We start from the raw sequence: 15,782 nt of genomic DNA, 5'->3' as shown, positions 1-15,782 counted from the left end.
CTTACGAGAGAAAAATTCATCTATCTAGTAGTTTCTAATCATTACAAGTTCACCCACATATTGAGTCTTTGTCTCCTCTCCATATATCTCTATTCTTAGTTTACCAAAACAGATAAAATGTTACAAAAAATAAAACAATTACTCACAGCCTATCCTTGTTCACATTATATCCATTGTGAATCTTTTCACAATGGATATATAATAAACTTGTAAATACAATATTGGAGGGATTTCAATGGTTATCAATTTTTTTAGAACTGATAAACGTGCTACTTTCATATTATTACTTTTACGGCTTTACATAGGATATACATGGCTCGCTGCTGGGATAGGCAAAGTCTTCGGACAATCTTTTGACGCAAGTGGCTTTCTAAAGGGTGCTATTGCTCAAGCATCAGGTGACCACCCTGCAGTACAAAGTTGGTGGGCAGATTTTCTTCAACATTTTGTCCTTCCAAACGCAGACCTATTTAGCTTTTTAGTTCAATGGGGAGAAATTTTAGTAGGTCTAGGCTTAATTTTAGGCGGATTAACAAAAACAGCTGCATTTTTCGGAATCATAATGAATCTTTCATTTTTATTAAGTGGAACTGTTAGTGTAAACCCAAACCTGCTTATTTTGACTATGTTCATTTTAGTTGCAGGGCAGAACGCTGGACGTATTGGATTAGATGGCTCTGTTTTCCCTAAACTTTTCCGTAAAAACAACCACGGAACATATAAATTAAGTAAAACTGCGTAGTAACAGTTTACTTTTAAAATATAAATAAGAAAAAGAGCCTGAATATAGGCTCTTTTTCTTATTTATCCTAATTTAAACTTTTAACGAGCCACGAAAACCTCTGGCAGCATAGTAAGAGTCTGCTCCATTGTGGTACACGAAAACATGTCCAAAGCGATAATCGCAAAATAGAGCACCACCGAGTTCTCTAATATCTGAAGGTGTTTGTACCCAACTTGATGATTTCATGTCAAAATCGCCAAGTTGTTGCAATTCCCGATATTGTTCTTCCGTTAATAGTTCAATGCCCATAGCATTGGCAACATCAATAACGTTATTTTCTGGTTTATGTTTTTTTCTTGATTCTAACGCTTCAAGATCATAACAAAGACTTCTGCGGCCTTTAGGACTCTCCTTTGAACAATCATAGAAAGTATATTCGTCCTTTTCTTCATCATAACCGACAACATCCGGCTCACCGCCAGTTACTTCCATTTCGTTAAGTGACCATAATTTTTCAGCATTAGCTTCTATCTTCGCTTCAACTTTAGCCCATTCAAGACCTTCATGGCGGTTCATGTTTTTCTCAAAACGAACTTGCAATACTTTCAATAACTCTTCACGTTTTTCTACTAGTAAGTCATTTTTATTCCCTGTCATATTAGTCCTCCCTAATGTATGTACTGATAGTAGTTTAAGTATATATTTTATAATAAATCATCTCAATATAAAGACAGTTTCAACCTTATGTCTTGTACAAACATCCATTACAAAGTCCTAAAACCCTCCATACTCTCTCCAAGAATATAGTGTGAAAACCACATCAAGTTCTGCTTCATAATAGCCACATGAACTCCTGGTTGGTCAGAACTATATGCCATTCCTTTAAATATAATTAATTCTGTATCAACTTCCATATCCATTAATCCTTGATATAGATCATATGCATTTGTAATTGGAATTCTTGCATCCTTTTCGCCATGTTGGATTAAGGTAGGCGTACAAGCTGATTTAATATACGTCATTGGTGATGTCTTCGTATAGATCTCCGGATCATTCCATGGAGTATTTCCTAAATACATTCTAATAAAGTAAGGTATATCTGTATTTACATAATGAGTATTCCAGTTAGTTATTCCACCTCCAACTGAAATAGCTTTAAACCTACTACTAAATGTAGAACAGAAAGCTGATATATATCCTCCGTTGCTCCATCCCATAACTCCTACTCTATCTTTATCTACTATCCCTTGATCAACTAGTTTATCAACTCCTGATATAACATCGTCGTAATCAGCAATCCCCTGTTTTCTATAGTTAGCTTTTAAAAATTCATTACCATAACCTGAACTTCCTCTGTAATTTGGTTCTAAAACGATAAAGCCTTTTTCAACAAACTGTTCAATCGGATATTTCTCATTGAAGCAGTCTGAAAATATCGGAAAAGATGCCCAAGCCGGACCACCGTGAATTACTACTAATAAAGGATATTTTTTATTAGTGTCAAACTCTACTGGCTTTGATAAAACCCCTTCTATTTCAAGACCATCGCTACTTTTCCATGAGATGATTTCCCTGTTACTTCTAAGTTTCCCTTTGAAAAAGCTATTTTCATCCGTTATTTTTTTATCGTCTAAATAGATTTCAAAGGTTTCATTTGTTATTGCCTTATTGTAGGATATATGTTTGCCATCCTTTGTTATAGAAGCATCCATTATAAAGCCATCTACTTTTTCGCTTAATATTTCCACAGTGCCATCTTCGGCTAGCAATCCAATAAGATAATTCGTTTTATTCTGCCACCTAATTAAAACCCCTTTAGCTGTCCACTGTAATGGCATAACCGTACTATCAAAATCTGTTAAAGGTTGAATTACCTCTCCGGTATTTATATCATATATCTCTAACGTACTATCTTGTATATGGTTTCTATAGTAATCCTTCTCTCTTATGCTTGCTGTGTAACATATTTTACTCCCGTCAGGAGAAAAGCAAACACTCCCTCCCAACAACTTATCTACATTCAGCTTTTGTAGCTCTCCAGCTTTAATATGGAGTATGTATAGATCTCCATTTATATAATCTGCCATATTTGAGCTTGGTGTCACCATAAATACAACCTTTTTACCATCATTTGAAATATCAAATTCATGGATATGAAAATCCTTACCATCCGTTAATTGATAAACAACTCTGTTCTCGTGTTCATCTGTATCACTTTGTATCACCTTTTCTATTTCAATGTAATATAAACAATTATTCTGGTGTTCCTTACCTATATGTTGAAAATCTCCATATAGGTCCTTACGTTTCTTTATCTCCTCACATTGTTTTGACTGCGTAACATAATAAAGACCCTTGCCAGTAGGCCCCCATTTGAATGTACTGACTCCTTCTTTCTCATCAGTAATTTGAACCTCTCTATAACCATCTAGTGACTTAACAAATATCTGATTTTCCCCATCACCAACTGGACTAAGATATGCGAGGCACCTAGCATCTGGAGACCATAATGGGTGTGTACTATCTATATCCCCATTTGATAATGGGTAACTCTGCTTCTTATCTTTTTCATATATCCATACATGATTCCTATATATATTGTCTTTCCAATCAGCCGTCTTCTTAACAAATGCTACGTTTTTACCATCATCACTTATGTTTGTACTTGATACGGTTGGTAATGAAATAATCTCTTCTATACTTAAATATGTTTTTTCATTCACTTTCATCAATATACCCCCTTGAAATGTCCATAAATCTCTCGTCTCTTTTTGCCGTAATAAAGGAAATTGTTCACGAATACTTAAAATAATAACGGAAAATTCAGATAAATAAAAGTGAAGTCGATAAAGTAAAACTTTAATTTATGGAGTTCTATCCACTTACCAATTCTAGATGTTCTTTTTCGACACAAAAACACCCCTTTTAGATACAAATTTGTAAATTTATTTTAAAGCTATAACTATATGTTGGTTTGGAATAAAATTTGATAAAAATGAAGTCACAAATCTTTATTTAACAACAAAAAAATTCATTTTGAAAAAACGATTGATCAAAATAGAATCACTCTTTTTAACTAAGTATGAGATTTTCATAAAAAAATTTTAATCAAAACTCACTTAGAATCTTTACTTGAAGGAATAAAGCTTCGCATCTTTTTTGTGAACATCGTTAAACTAAGATAAATTTTGACCGTATCTGTAATTAATTGTAAAATATTATACGTAGAAAGGTATTATAAAATAAATATAGAAGGGGTATGTTTTTTAGTTTTAAAGGGGCTAAAGCACATCTATTTTATGTTTTTAAAGGGAGAATTGAAAAATCATATGAAGAATTTCAAAAAGAGTACAGGTAAAATTTTACTAGCATCTGGATTAGTAGTTTCTATGTCAGCTTGTAGTGTAACAAATTTATTTGGAGAAAAAGAAAAAACAAATGCTGAATCTGGTAAACAAGAAAGTAAAGAAACTAAGACAGAAGGTAAATCATCTGAAACAAAGGAAAAATCAACTAACTCAAAAGAAGAAAGTAAAGATGTTAAGATGATTATGGTTTTGCCTGAGGATTACCCACAACTTATGGTAGACATTGAAGAAGACTTATTAAGACGTCTAGATTACTATGATGCTTCTGTGAGGGATAATAAAAAGGGAAGTAAGTCAAATGAAGAGGTACGAGATAGTATTAAAGACTTAGATAAAGTATTTAATAAAATAGAGCGTATAGATGCACCAGGAAAATACAAGGAAGATCATAAGGAAATTGTAAAAGCTGTTCAAAAGTTAAAAGAATCTTTCAAAGAAGTATCGAAGTTATTTGATTACTCTAAAACACTTAAAGATACGGATGATGCAATCATAGATAAAGCAAACAATAAATTAGATGAAGCAAAACGCATTTGGAAACCTGTATTTAATAAGTTAAAAGCGGAAGCTAAGGGTGGTTCAACAACTACTTCTACAACAAGTGGTACTAGTTCTTCTAACTCACCGAGTTTATCTAGTGGTAATACAGTTAAAACATACAGTACCCAAGATAAAACTGGTATATTCAAAGGAAAAATTGATACACCAGACGAGGATTCCGCTAAGTTTAAGAATGTACAGAACAATTATAAAGACGGTACAGAGCTTGTAGGTAATTGGGGTATTGATTACGGAGACGGAGTCAAAACTACGTTAGTCCTAAAAGCAGATAAGACATTTGAAACATATGCAAATGGTTCTTATCCAAATAAAGATAATTACTTAACAGGAACATACCAAGCAGACGTTTCTTCCCATCAGTTAACGCTAATGGTGGAAAAAGGAACTCAAAATGGTCAAGAAGTGAAATTGGAAAGACCTATTTATTCATCATATGAGGTTAAAAATTTAGATGGTAAAGCGTTACAGATTTTCCACATAGACGAACAAGTAACAATTTGTTATGTAAAACAATAAATAACTAAAAAAACTCTGTAAAATGATTTTTACAGAGTTTTTTCTTAGTTTTAATTTATTTCAAACGTATAACTATATGTAGCTGTGAAATAAAGTTTGATTAAAAATACCTCGCAATCCAAAGTTTTACGATAAATAAAAAGAATCGATTTTGAAAAAGATTAATCAAAATGGATTCTTCCCCAGCAGATTTAAGTTTGGTTTTTATAAAAAAGTTTGATCATTTCTACCTATGTTGTTCAACAATCGCGCCTGTTTGTGAAATTGGCAAAGGCAGTCTAATTATCGAATAGCCCTCTTCCTCTCAGATTTGCGGAAACAGGCTCCTTTCCTATTTCACGTGCCCATATAGATAACTGGCCAATATGGTGGATTTCGTGGACAATGACATGACGTATAATCTCTCCGTGTGTACATTCAATGACTCGGCGCCTGATTGGTGCGTCTCTAGAGCTAATCGGTTCTTCATTGAAATCAGTTTCTGAAAGTTTCCGAGAATCCATTTCATTTGTCCAAGATGTTACAAATGGCTTCACTTTCTCATGATATTGAGCTGAAAGATTTTTCACTTTTTGTAAGCTAGCATAATCCTCAAACAATGGCTCCTCAGGCACTGGTGCACCTCGCAAACCTAAGATCCACATATATTCCACATCTACAATGTGAAATAGGGTATGTAGTATACTGCCGAACCCACCGACCCGTTTCTTTAATAGTTCTTCATCTGGTATGTCTTCGCACAATGTAAACCAATCATCACGAACTTGCCAGTTATATTGAAACAGCTTCAACATCACAACAACCTCTATCTTTTATAGATTTAATATTTAATTTTCACCAAAAGACTTCAAAATCCTTTTTTAAATAATAACTCTAAAAAACCTGTTAAAATCCTCCACAAACAGGCCCTTTAGTTGAGTAACTTTATTGCTACTCAACGGTTCCTTAATCCGCTATTCAGCTCAGATCTTCTTTTCACTTTTCACTATAAAAACACCCCTTTAGATAAACAAATCCAAAGGGGCAAAACATCGCAACTTTTTTATAAACGTCGCGACTTTATTCAAAACATCGCGTCTTTTTTATAAACAGTTAATCTTTATTTCAAATCAATACTATACTTATTAACCTACCAATCTCCTACTCAACAGTAACAGACTTAGCTAAGTTACGTGGCTTATCAACGTCACACTCGCGGTGAAGTGCTGCGTAGTATGAGATAAGTTGTAATGGAATAACTGCTACTAGCGGTGCTAGCGCTTCGTGTACAGCTGGTAATACGAAGCTGTCTCCTTCCATTTCTAAGCCTTTCATTGAGATGATACATGGGTTAGCTCCGCGTGCTACTACCTCTTTCACGTTGCCGCGAATTCCAAGGTTTACGTGCTCTTGTGTAGCAAGTGCGATAACTGGTGTACCATTTTCGATTAAAGCGATTGTACCGTGTTTTAACTCTCCTCCAGCGAATCCTTCTGCTTGGATGTAAGAGATTTCTTTTAGTTTTAACGCACCTTCTAATCCTACGTAGAAGTCTACGCTACGTCCGATGAAGAAACAGTTACGCGTTGTCGCTAAAAATTGTTTTGCTAATGCGTCCATTTCTTCTTTTTGATCACAAAGTTCTATCATTGCATTTGCTACAAGTCCTAGTTCGTGTGTTAAATCGAAATCAAGAACTTCACCTTTTGCTTTAGCAATATCAGCCGCTAAAATTGAAAGTACTGCAAGCTGTGCTGTGTAAGCTTTCGTTGATGCAACTGCAATTTCTGGTCCAGCGTATAACGGAAGTGTATAATCAGCTTCACGAGAAAGCGTAGAACCAGGCACGTTTGTAATTGTTAATGCTTTATGGCCCATTTCATTTGTTTGCACAAGTACTGCACGGCTATCAGCTGTTTCACCACTTTGTGAAATGTAAATGAAGAATGGTCTTTCTGTTAATAATGGCATGTTGTAAGAGAATTCACTTGCCACGTGTACTTCAACTGGCATTTTTGCAAACTTCTCGATAAATTGTTTTCCAACAAGACCTGCATGATAACTCGTTCCACATGCAATGATGTAAATACGATCGCTATCTAAGATCGCATTGCGGATGTCTTGATTTAATTCAATTTCGCCATTTTCATCTTGATACTTTTGAATTATATTACGGATTACAAGTGGTTGCTCATCGATTTCTTTAAGCATGAAATGAGGATATGTTCCCTTTTCAATATCACTTGCGTCTAATTCCGCTGTAAACGGTGCACGTTCAATCGTTTCACCTTGTAAGTTTTTAATTGTAATACTTTCTTTCGTTACGATTACGATTTCTTTATCCATTAACTCAATAAATTGATCTGTAACTTGTAACATCGCCATAGCGTCGCTTGCCACAACATTAAAGTTGTCACCAACACCTACTAATAGCGGGCTTTTGTTTTTAGCAACATAAATCATGTTTGGATTTTCAGCATCAAGTAATCCGATTGCATAAGAGCCATGTAAAAGAGATAGCGTATTACGGAACGCTTCTTCTACACTTAATCCTGTGCTCACTTGTTGTTCCATAAGCTGTACGATAACCTCTGTATCTGTTTCACTTACGAACGTTACATCTTGTAAATATTCCTTTTTCACTAATTCATAGTTTTCAATTACACCGTTATGAACTAATGTAAAGCGTTTTGATGTACTTTGATGCGGATGCGCGTTTACTTTACTTGGAACACCGTGTGTAGCCCAGCGTGTGTGTCCGATACCCACGCTTGCTGCTACGTTCTCATCTACGATTTCACGAAGTTTTGCGATACGGCCTTTTTCTTTGTATACAACAACACCGTTCTCTGCTTGTACTGCAATACCTGCTGAATCATATCCACGATATTCTAACTTTTCTAAACCTTTTAATAAAATTTCCTTTGCATCTTGCTCTCCAATAAATCCTACGATTCCACACATGTTTAGTCGCCGTTACAAATGCTTACACTGCTCTGCGAACATGTAACGACATAGTCCGATACCATTTTTATTTATACTAAAAAACGGATTACATATTGCTAGCCCTGTAAGCTTGTAACGGCTTTCACCTTCCTCTCGATTGGGTTTAAGTCCGTATATACTTATACAGCTAGTTTTCATCCGTTCCTCTTCTCTCATCACACTTTCACCTTTGTCCACTAAGTCACCTTAATGATTTAAGTAAAAGCTTGCGGTTGTGATGAACAACCGGGAGTCATCCGCCGAAATCTCGATAAACCCCACCTCGTCAACTACACTATTTGTAGTTCTGGCGCTTTTATAATTTACAATATTTCCTTTGAGAAAAAGAACAAGACCATCTTATAACAAACATGGATAAACCGTCAATGAAATTTTTTTCATCGTCTATAAAACATATGAAAAAGGAGCACTTTTTGTGCTCCTTTTTCATATAAATTCAGCTAATTATTCAGCGCCAACTTCGGCTTTCACAACTTCTACAATGCGATGTACATATGCATCACAAACTTCTTGTGTTGGTGCTTCTGCCATTACACGAATAAGTGGCTCTGTTCCAGATGGACGAACAAGAATACGGCCATCACCGTTCATTTCTTCCTCTACAACACGAATAATTTCTTTAATTTTTTCATTTTCTAATGCTAATTTTTTATCTGTTACACGAACGTTTACTAACAATTGTGGGAATTTCGTCATTTCTCCTGCAAGCTCAGATAATGGCTTTTTCGTCATTTTCATGATGTTTACAAGTTGAAGTGCACTTAACATTCCATCACCAGTTGTAATGTAATCAAGTAAGATAATATGGCCTGATTGTTCTCCACCTAGGTTGTAACCTCCACGCTTCATTTCTTCCATTACGTAGCGGTCACCAACTGCTGTTTTATCACTTGTAATATTATTTGCTTCAAGTGCCTTGTAGAAACCTAAGTTACTCATAACAGTTGAAACAACTGTATTATGTTTTAATTGACCAGTTTCTTTCATATATTTCGCACAAATGAACATAATTTGATCACCGTCAACGATGTTTCCTTTTTCGTCTACAGCAATTAAACGGTCGCCATCGCCATCAAAAGCAAGTCCGATATCCGCACCTTTTTCTTTTACCAATTCAGCTAAGCCTTCTGGATGTGTAGATCCTACACCCTCATTAATATTCATACCGTTTGGAGAAGTTCCCATTGTTGAAATATCAGCTTCTAGGTCTGCAAATAAGTATGGAGCTAGAGAAGAAGTTGCACCATGTGCACAATCTAAAGCGATATGTAGGCCAGAGAAATCTTCTTCAACAGTTTGTTTAATGTACTGTAAATATTTTTGTCCACCTTCAAAGTAATCGCTCACTTGTCCAAGATTAGTACCTGTCGGACGTGGTAGTTCATCAACTTCTTTGTCTAATAAAGCTTCAATCTCAGCTTCTTGCTCATCTGTTAATTTAAAGCCGTCTGAACCAAAGAATTTAATACCGTTATCTTGTACTGGATTATGAGATGCAGAAATCATAACACCCGCTTGTGCATCTAGTGCTTTTGTTAAATAAGCAACGCCCGGTGTAGAAATAACGCCAAGGCGCATTACTTCTGCTCCAGTTGATAATAGACCTGCTACTAAAGCTCCTTCTAACATATGACCAGATACACGTGTATCACGACCGATAATTACTTTTGGACGATCTGTATCTTTTGTTAATACATAACCACCAAAACGTCCAATTTTGAAAGCTAATTCAGGTGTTAACTCCTTATTTGCAACTCCGCGTACTCCATCTGTACCAAAATATTTACCCATTATGATTCGCTCCTTTTTCTTGCTCTTTTTGATTATCTACTGTTGGTTCTTGACTCGTTTCTTTATCTTTATCTTGATTTTGATTTTGGTTTTGATTCTTTTCCTGTTCTTTTTCTGAATCAGGTTCAGGATTTTTTGGTTTCTCATTTTGATTTTCTTGATCCGTATTTGAATCCGGTTGTTGACCGTTACCCTGTACTTCTTTATCTGGTTTTTCTTTCTTCACAATAGTAACTTTAGCACTTTTTTGTTTTGGCTCTATTGAAATATTACCAGGACCGCTCACTTGAATGGAAATATCTTTCGTCCCTGAGGATACATTTTGCAGATTAATTACCGCTGTTATTTGAGCAGCTGTTATTTTATCTACTATACTTGCTTCTCCTGAAATATCAACACTTATCTTTCCATCTTGCGGCGAAAGTAGCTGAGCAGTAACATCTTTAGACAGTCCATTTTTCTGGATTGGGATACCATCAATCGTTTTTGTTTTCGTTTGTTTTGTTTTTTGCACTCCCACCGAAACCTTCACTTGATTCGGTTTTGCACTTGTTACACCCTTGGGTAATAAAACAGAGGCATCGAATGTTGTAGACTCTGTCAATTGACTAAGATCTACTTCGACCCCCTCTAGCGATTGTATATTATCCAAAATATCTTTTGGACCAGCTATCGTTACTTCTCTCGGTTCAACACTGATATTTGTAACCGCCAATCCTTCTGCTAAACTCCCCTTCTTCGTATACGTTACAGGAACAGTTTTTTCAGTATTATTGGCTGTAGTTTGCGTTGCCACATTCAACGTTACACTAATCTTAGATGGACTTGTTCTTACATTTAAACGTTTTCCTTCTTTATTGTATAATGTAACTTCGGGCGTTTTTGTAACAGTTTTATTAACACCTTTTAAATCAACATACGCTTTGGCAGAGGAAATGCTTTCAATTTCTTCTTTCGTCCCAACTACCTCAACAGTATCCGGTTTAAGGCTTGATTTTTCTAGAGTAGCCCCCGCTGGCATCTGATCCTCATTTGATAATTTCAGATCTACATGAACATATTTTCTCGCCTTTTCATGAAGAGTAACTTTAATTGTTGATGGCTGAACTGTTCCTTTCACATCATCTGGAAGCCCGTTCGTTTTTAAAGAAATCTCATAAGTTCCTTTTGGACTATCTCGCAAATCAACCGGTATGTCAAATTGTTTTTTTGCTTTTGCTGTAGCAACTGATGCTTTTGGGCCTTCTAATTTTACTTTAACGCCCTCTGCCGGAATACCACTTACAATATATTTCTCCTCATCATACTTAAGATTAATAGCATAATTAGTTAATGTTTCTTTCGTATCATTTGCAAAAGGTAATATACCTGATGTCGTATTTTTTTCAGTTAACGTCGCTGACATAAAAAGCATACACGCCAATAGTAATGAGATTCCTTTTAAAAACCAATGATTCTCCATTAACTTATCCATGACGCTTTCTCCTCCAATTCCATAAAGACGAAGAAGTCGTTTTTTCGTTTCCACTAAATTCAGCTAATAACATATCTTTCAGCTGTTCTGTCTTCAAATCACGATGCAACTTACCATTTTTCGTTAAAGAAATTTGACCAGTTTCTTCAGACACAACTACTGTAATACTATCAGTAACTTCACTAACTCCCATTGCAGCACGATGTCTAGTTCCTAATTCTTTAGAAATAAACGGACTTTCTGATAATGGAAGATAGCATGCTGCTGCTTTAATTGTACTTCCTTGCATAATTACCGCTCCGTCATGAAGAGGTGTATTTGGAATAAAAATATTAATAAGTAATTCCGATGATACGTTTGCATTAAGCGGAATACCCGTTTCCACATAATCACCCATACCGGTCTCTTTTGACAAAGTAATTAATGCACCAATTCTACGTTTCCCCATATATTCGGTTGCTTTTGCTATCGCTGTTGCAACCATTTCAGGTTCATCATCCTCATGCGTTCCAACACGCGAAAATAAACTCCCGCGCCCTAGCTGCTCAAGTGCTCTTCGCAATTCTGGCTGAAAGATAATAATAACGGCTAAAAATCCCCACGTTAATACTTGTTCAGTTAGCCAAGATAGCGTACGCAATTCAAGGAAAATACTGATCATCTTAACGACGATAATAACTGTAATCCCTTTTAAAAGTTGAACAGCTTTCGTCCCTCGGATTATAAGAATTAGCTTATATATAATAAACCATACAATGGCAATATCTAATGCCGTACTAAGATATTTCAAAATGGTCGTATCTTCAAAAGGCATGCTATCCCTTCCTCCTACTTACGAGCAATTCTATCCATATATTGAAATATTGTTTTATGCTCTATCTGTATGTATTTCCAACAACTAGTTAATTATACCATACATGAAACAAACGACAATTACAAACAACCCCCTTTAGCTCAAATTGGTAAGATGTCAAACATTTTTATTGTACAGTATAATATAAATCATTATTATACGCTTATTTTCAAATAAAAAAAGCAACTTCTCAGTTGCTTTTCTTACATTTATTTTAGTTTTTCACCGAATAAAGAACCCATTAAAGCAACTGCTGTTGTTGCCGTTCTATTTCTCTCATCTAAAATCGTATTTACCTCAACAAATTCAGCAGATGTGATAATATCAGCTTCTGCTAACATTTCCATCGCCAAATGACTTTCACGATAAGATAGACCGCCAATTACAGGCGTTCCAACACCTGGTGCATCATGAGGATCAAGACCATCTAAATCTAATGATAAGTGTACACCATCGGTATGAGATAAATATGCGATTGTTTCTTCCATCACAGCCGTCATCCCCATACGATCAATTTCATGCATTGAGAACACTTTAATACCTTCATTGCGAATGAAATCTTTTTCTCCTTCATCCAATGCACGCGCACCGATAATTACGACATTCTCTTTTTTCACCTTTGGATATGCTCCGTATAAATCTACAAGTGAAGAATGTCCATAACCTAAACTTGCTGCAAGTGACATACCATGAATATTTCCAGATGGTGAAGTTTCCTCTGTATTTAAATCACCGTGTGCATCATACCAAATAACGCCTAAGTTTTTATAATGTTTTGCTACACCAGCTAATGTACCGATAGCAATACTATGGTCACCACCTAATACAAGTGGAAAACGACCTTCTTCTATAATATGATCCACCTTACTTGCTAATTCATTACATACAGTTGCAACTTGTGTAAGGTTTCTTAATTTTGTATTTTCATCTATCTCTTTTTCTCTCTCTATACATATATCTCCCATATCTTTAACGTCATATCCAATTTCTTCAATTCTTTCAATTACCCCTGCATAACGGATCGCGCTCGGTCCCATATCAACTCCACGACGCATCTGTCCTAAATCCATTGGAACTCCAATAACTGAGATTTCTTTTTTCATAGATAGTATCCCCCTTTTATGCCTTCACTAAATATTTTAAATCTTTTATATAGTCTGACTCAACTCGACATTTTTCTGTATGGATATACAATTTATTCACTTATATTCACGTTGAAAACCAAATTTTAAGACTATTCTATGTATAAAGTTAACTTAATGAAACAATCGCAATCACTATTATTAAATAATAATAATAAAACACTCCTATATTTAGAAGTGTTTTTCTGATGCTATTTTCCATACTGTTGCAATATTCTTCGTTGTCATTTCAATATTTTCTTCTGCTACTTTATATGCTTCTTCTAGTGTCATCGGTCTCGTTGTAATACTAAATACCGCATCTATTCCTTTCTCGTACACAGCTGAATAATCAGATGATACAGACCCTCCAATAGCAATTACAGGCACAGAAAAACGTTTTGCACGCCCCGCAACACCCACAGGAGCCTTTCCATATGCAGTTTGTTTATCTATTCTACCTTCACCAGTTATAATAAGATGTGCATCTTCTATATGTTTATCGAAATTTGTATAATCTAATACAATTTCAATGCCCCTACGCAAGTCTCCCTTTAACACTGAAATAACAGCCGCTCCCATTCCTCCCGCTGCCCCTGCACCAGGTATTTCAGATACATCAAAAGATACATATCGTTTAAGCATATTCGCATAATGTTGTAAATTCTCATCTAGCTCTTTCATCATCTCTATATTTGCACCCTTTTGTCTCCCAAATACGAAAGATGCTCCCTGCATTCCGACTAATGGATTATCCACATCACATGCCGCTTCTATCTTTACCCCCTTTAAGCGTGGGTCCATTCGTGAAAAATCAATAGTAACAATCGAGTGTAATGTGCCTCCAGATGGATCTATTACTTCACCCTTGCCATTTATAAACCTTACTCCTAAAGCCGCTAACATACCTGCCCCACCATCATTTGTAGCACTTCCTCCAAGTCCTAAAATTATGTACTCCACTCCTTGATCTAGCGCATGTAATATAAGTTCTCCTGTTCCTTTTGTCGTTGTAATAAGTGGGTTGCGCTTTTCAACTGGAACGTGCTGTAATCCTGATGCTGCTGCCATTTCAATAAACGCTGTCTTTTTATCTTTAGAAATGCCATAAAAAGCTTGTATACCTTCTCTAAGCGGTCCTGTCACACTAATTGATATAATTCTCCCCCCTGTAGCATCAACAAGTGATTCAACCGTCCCTTCTCCTCCATCTCCAATTGGTATTTTCACATACTCTGCATTAGGAAAAATTGCTCTAAAACCTCTTTCAATAGCTCCACATACTTCTATAGCTTTTAGGCTTTCTTTATATGAATCAGATGCAATAACAACTTTCACAATTATCTCCCCATCCCTTATTTTTACGTTTTCTTCATTTTAAACGACAAGTATAAAAGTTGTCTTTTTAAACACAAAAAAAGCTTACATCGTATGATGTAAGCTTTTTTATTTAGATGGAGCCTAGCGGGATCGAACCGCTGACCTCCTGCGTGCAAGGCAGGCGCTCTCCCAGCTGAGCTAAGGCCCCTTATTAATTAAGCGGAAGACGGGATTCGAACCCGCGACCCCAACCTTGGCAAGGTTGTATTCTACCACTGAACTACTTCCGCAAAAATGATGAGCCATGAAGGACTCGAACCTTCGACCCTCTGATTAAAAGTCAGATGCTCTACCAACTGAGCTAATGGCTCGTAAATGGCTGGGCTAGCTGGATTCGAACCAGCGCATGACGGAGTCAAAGTCCGTTGCCTTACCGCTTGGCTATAGCCCATTAATATTTACTAGTATGGTTATCTTTTCAAAAAAATAAACCCTCTCAGGTTATTTTAAAGAAAATGGTGGAGGGGGGCAGATTCGAACTGCCGAACCCGAAGGAGCGGATTTACAGTCCGCCGCGTTTAGCCACTTCGCTACCCCTCCGACATTTTAAATATATATGGTGGAGGATGACGGGATCGAACCGCCGACCCCCTGCTTGTAAGGCAGGTGCTCTCCCAGCTGAGCTAATCCTCCAAAAGTGGTGACCCGTACGGGATTCGAACCCGTGTTACCGCCGTGAAAGGGCGGTGTCTTAACCACTTGACCAACGGGCCAAAAAAGTTTTAAACCTATTCCCAAGCTTCCAACCGGGCTTGAACCGGTGACCTCTTCCTTACCATGGAAGTGCTCTACCAGCTGAGCTATGGAAGCATAATGGCTCCGCAGGTAGGACTCGAACCTACGACCGATCGGTTAACAGCCGATAGCTCTACCACTGAGCTACTGCGGAATAATATTAGCCTGGCAACGTCCTACTCTCACAGGGACAAGGTCCCAACTACCATCGGCGCTAGAGAGCTTAACTTCCGTGTTCGGTATGGGAACGGGTGTGACCTCTCTGCCATCATTA

12 protein-coding genes, 9 tRNA genes and 1 rRNA gene are annotated in these 15,782 nt (G+C 36.5%); 2 read left to right on the top strand and 20 right to left on the bottom strand.

Annotated elements, in window-relative coordinates:
* Window positions 1–235 precede the first annotated feature (235 nt).
* Complete coding sequence (locus ACTFO4_RS27255; RefSeq protein ID WP_000236334.1) at window positions 236–742, top strand: DoxX family membrane protein; 507 nt, start codon at window positions 236–238, stop codon at window positions 740–742.
* 72 nt (window positions 743–814) lie between these two features.
* Here ACTFO4_RS27255 and ACTFO4_RS27250 read toward each other — a convergent pair whose 3' ends face one another.
* Both ACTFO4_RS27250 and ACTFO4_RS27245 read right to left on the bottom strand, forming a co-directional pair.
* Window positions 815–1,381, bottom strand: a complete 567-nt coding sequence (locus ACTFO4_RS27250) for a DUF4256 domain-containing protein (RefSeq protein ID WP_000147398.1) — start codon at window positions 1,379–1,381, stop codon at window positions 815–817.
* A gap of 107 nt (window positions 1,382–1,488) precedes the next feature.
* Window positions 1,489–3,453, bottom strand: coding sequence for a S9 family peptidase (locus ACTFO4_RS27245; RefSeq protein WP_017674445.1), 1,965 nt, complete (start codon window positions 3,451–3,453; stop codon window positions 1,489–1,491).
* Window positions 3,454–4,041: 588 nt separating this feature from the next.
* On the opposite strand from ACTFO4_RS27245, the gene ACTFO4_RS27240 reads away from it, so the two are divergent.
* Window positions 4,042–5,169, top strand: coding sequence for a DUF3994 domain-containing protein (locus ACTFO4_RS27240; RefSeq protein ID WP_011109777.1), 1,128 nt, complete (start codon window positions 4,042–4,044; stop codon window positions 5,167–5,169).
* A 278-nt stretch (window positions 5,170–5,447) separates the two neighbouring features.
* On the opposite strand, the gene ACTFO4_RS27235 is transcribed toward ACTFO4_RS27240, so the two are convergent.
* The 18 genes from ACTFO4_RS27235 to rrf form a co-directional block, all read right to left on the bottom strand.
* Entirely contained in the window at window positions 5,448–5,963 is a 516-nt protein-coding gene (locus ACTFO4_RS27235; RefSeq protein ID WP_000915546.1) for a DinB family protein, read from the bottom strand.
* 346 nt (window positions 5,964–6,309) lie between these two features.
* Window positions 6,310–8,112, bottom strand: a complete 1,803-nt coding sequence (gene glmS, locus ACTFO4_RS27230) for a glutamine--fructose-6-phosphate transaminase (isomerizing) (protein ID WP_000334163.1) — start codon at window positions 8,110–8,112, stop codon at window positions 6,310–6,312.
* 12 nt (window positions 8,113–8,124) lie between these two features.
* A complete protein-coding gene (locus tag ACTFO4_RS27225) occupies window positions 8,125–8,310 on the bottom strand; it encodes a hypothetical protein (protein WP_001206405.1) in 186 nt (61 codons plus the stop codon).
* A 288-nt stretch (window positions 8,311–8,598) separates the two neighbouring features.
* Window positions 8,599–9,945, bottom strand: coding sequence for a phosphoglucosamine mutase (gene glmM / locus ACTFO4_RS27220; RefSeq protein ID WP_000521476.1), 1,347 nt, complete (start codon window positions 9,943–9,945; stop codon window positions 8,599–8,601).
* The gene (locus tag ACTFO4_RS27215) at window positions 9,938–11,419 is read right to left on the bottom strand and encodes a CdaR family protein (protein WP_000359601.1); all 1,482 of its coding nucleotides are present in this window, start codon (window positions 11,417–11,419) and stop codon (window positions 9,938–9,940) included. The genes glmM and ACTFO4_RS27215 overlap by 8 nt, the downstream gene beginning before the upstream one ends.
* Complete coding sequence (cdaA, locus tag ACTFO4_RS27210; RefSeq protein ID WP_001115697.1) at window positions 11,412–12,233, bottom strand: diadenylate cyclase CdaA; 822 nt, start codon at window positions 12,231–12,233, stop codon at window positions 11,412–11,414. Before cdaA ends, ACTFO4_RS27215 begins: the two co-directional genes overlap by 8 nt.
* Window positions 12,234–12,481: 248 nt before the next feature.
* The gene (gene rocF, locus ACTFO4_RS27205; protein ID WP_000711563.1) at window positions 12,482–13,375 is read right to left on the bottom strand and encodes an arginase; all 894 of its coding nucleotides are present in this window, start codon (window positions 13,373–13,375) and stop codon (window positions 12,482–12,484) included.
* Between the two features lie 210 nt (window positions 13,376–13,585).
* Window positions 13,586–14,731, bottom strand: coding sequence for a glycerate kinase (locus ACTFO4_RS27200; RefSeq protein WP_000869587.1), 1,146 nt, complete (start codon window positions 14,729–14,731; stop codon window positions 13,586–13,588).
* A gap of 117 nt (window positions 14,732–14,848) precedes the next feature.
* Window positions 14,849–14,921: transfer RNA gene (locus tag ACTFO4_RS27195), tRNA-Ala, on the bottom strand.
* A gap of 10 nt (window positions 14,922–14,931) precedes the next feature.
* Window positions 14,932–15,003: transfer RNA gene (locus tag ACTFO4_RS27190), tRNA-Gly, on the bottom strand.
* A gap of 8 nt (window positions 15,004–15,011) precedes the next feature.
* Window positions 15,012–15,084 (bottom strand) — tRNA-Lys (locus ACTFO4_RS27185).
* Window positions 15,085–15,089: 5 nt separating this feature from the next.
* Window positions 15,090–15,164, bottom strand: a tRNA-Gln gene (locus tag ACTFO4_RS27180).
* Between the two features lie 65 nt (window positions 15,165–15,229).
* Window positions 15,230–15,313, bottom strand: a tRNA-Tyr gene (locus ACTFO4_RS27175).
* A gap of 17 nt (window positions 15,314–15,330) precedes the next feature.
* Window positions 15,331–15,406, bottom strand: a tRNA-Val gene (locus ACTFO4_RS27170).
* Between the two features lie 5 nt (window positions 15,407–15,411).
* Window positions 15,412–15,486, bottom strand: a tRNA-Glu gene (locus ACTFO4_RS27165).
* A gap of 24 nt (window positions 15,487–15,510) precedes the next feature.
* Window positions 15,511–15,583 (bottom strand) — tRNA-Thr (locus ACTFO4_RS27160).
* Between the two features lie 4 nt (window positions 15,584–15,587).
* A tRNA-Asn gene (locus ACTFO4_RS27155) sits at window positions 15,588–15,662 on the bottom strand.
* A gap of 9 nt (window positions 15,663–15,671) precedes the next feature.
* A 5S ribosomal RNA gene (gene rrf, locus ACTFO4_RS27150) occupies window positions 15,672–15,782 on the bottom strand; the annotation flags it as partial.

The sequence above is a fragment of the Bacillus cereus group sp. MYBKT14-1 genome, assembly GCF_051915185.1.
Classification (GTDB): Bacteria; Bacillota; Bacilli; order Bacillales; family Bacillaceae_G; genus Bacillus_A; species Bacillus_A cereus.
Note: the sequence above shows the minus strand (reverse complement) of the source record. Positions and strands in the feature narration are given on the sequence as shown.

Excerpts from the sequence above, each read along its gene's own strand:
- ACTFO4_RS27255 (WP_000236334.1), top strand. The coding sequence starts at position 236 with ATGGTTATCAATTTTTTTAGAACTGATAAACGTGCTACTTTCATATTA.
- ACTFO4_RS27250 (WP_000147398.1), bottom strand. The coding sequence starts at position 1,381 with ATGACAGGGAATAAAAATGACTTACTAGTAGAAAAACGTGAAGAGTTA.
- ACTFO4_RS27245 (WP_017674445.1), bottom strand. The coding sequence starts at position 3,453 with ATGAAAGTGAATGAAAAAACATATTTAAGTATAGAAGAGATTATTTCA.
- ACTFO4_RS27235 (WP_000915546.1), bottom strand. The coding sequence starts at position 5,963 with ATGTTGAAGCTGTTTCAATATAACTGGCAAGTTCGTGATGATTGGTTT.
- glmS (WP_000334163.1), bottom strand. The coding sequence starts at position 8,112 with ATGTGTGGAATCGTAGGATTTATTGGAGAGCAAGATGCAAAGGAAATT.
- ACTFO4_RS27225 (WP_001206405.1), bottom strand. The coding sequence starts at position 8,310 with ATGAGAGAAGAGGAACGGATGAAAACTAGCTGTATAAGTATATACGGA.
- glmM (WP_000521476.1), bottom strand. The coding sequence starts at position 9,945 with ATGGGTAAATATTTTGGTACAGATGGAGTACGCGGAGTTGCAAATAAG.
- ACTFO4_RS27215 (WP_000359601.1), bottom strand. The coding sequence starts at position 11,419 with ATGGATAAGTTAATGGAGAATCATTGGTTTTTAAAAGGAATCTCATTA.
- cdaA (WP_001115697.1), bottom strand. The coding sequence starts at position 12,233 with ATGCCTTTTGAAGATACGACCATTTTGAAATATCTTAGTACGGCATTA.
- rocF (WP_000711563.1), bottom strand. The coding sequence starts at position 13,375 with ATGAAAAAAGAAATCTCAGTTATTGGAGTTCCAATGGATTTAGGACAG.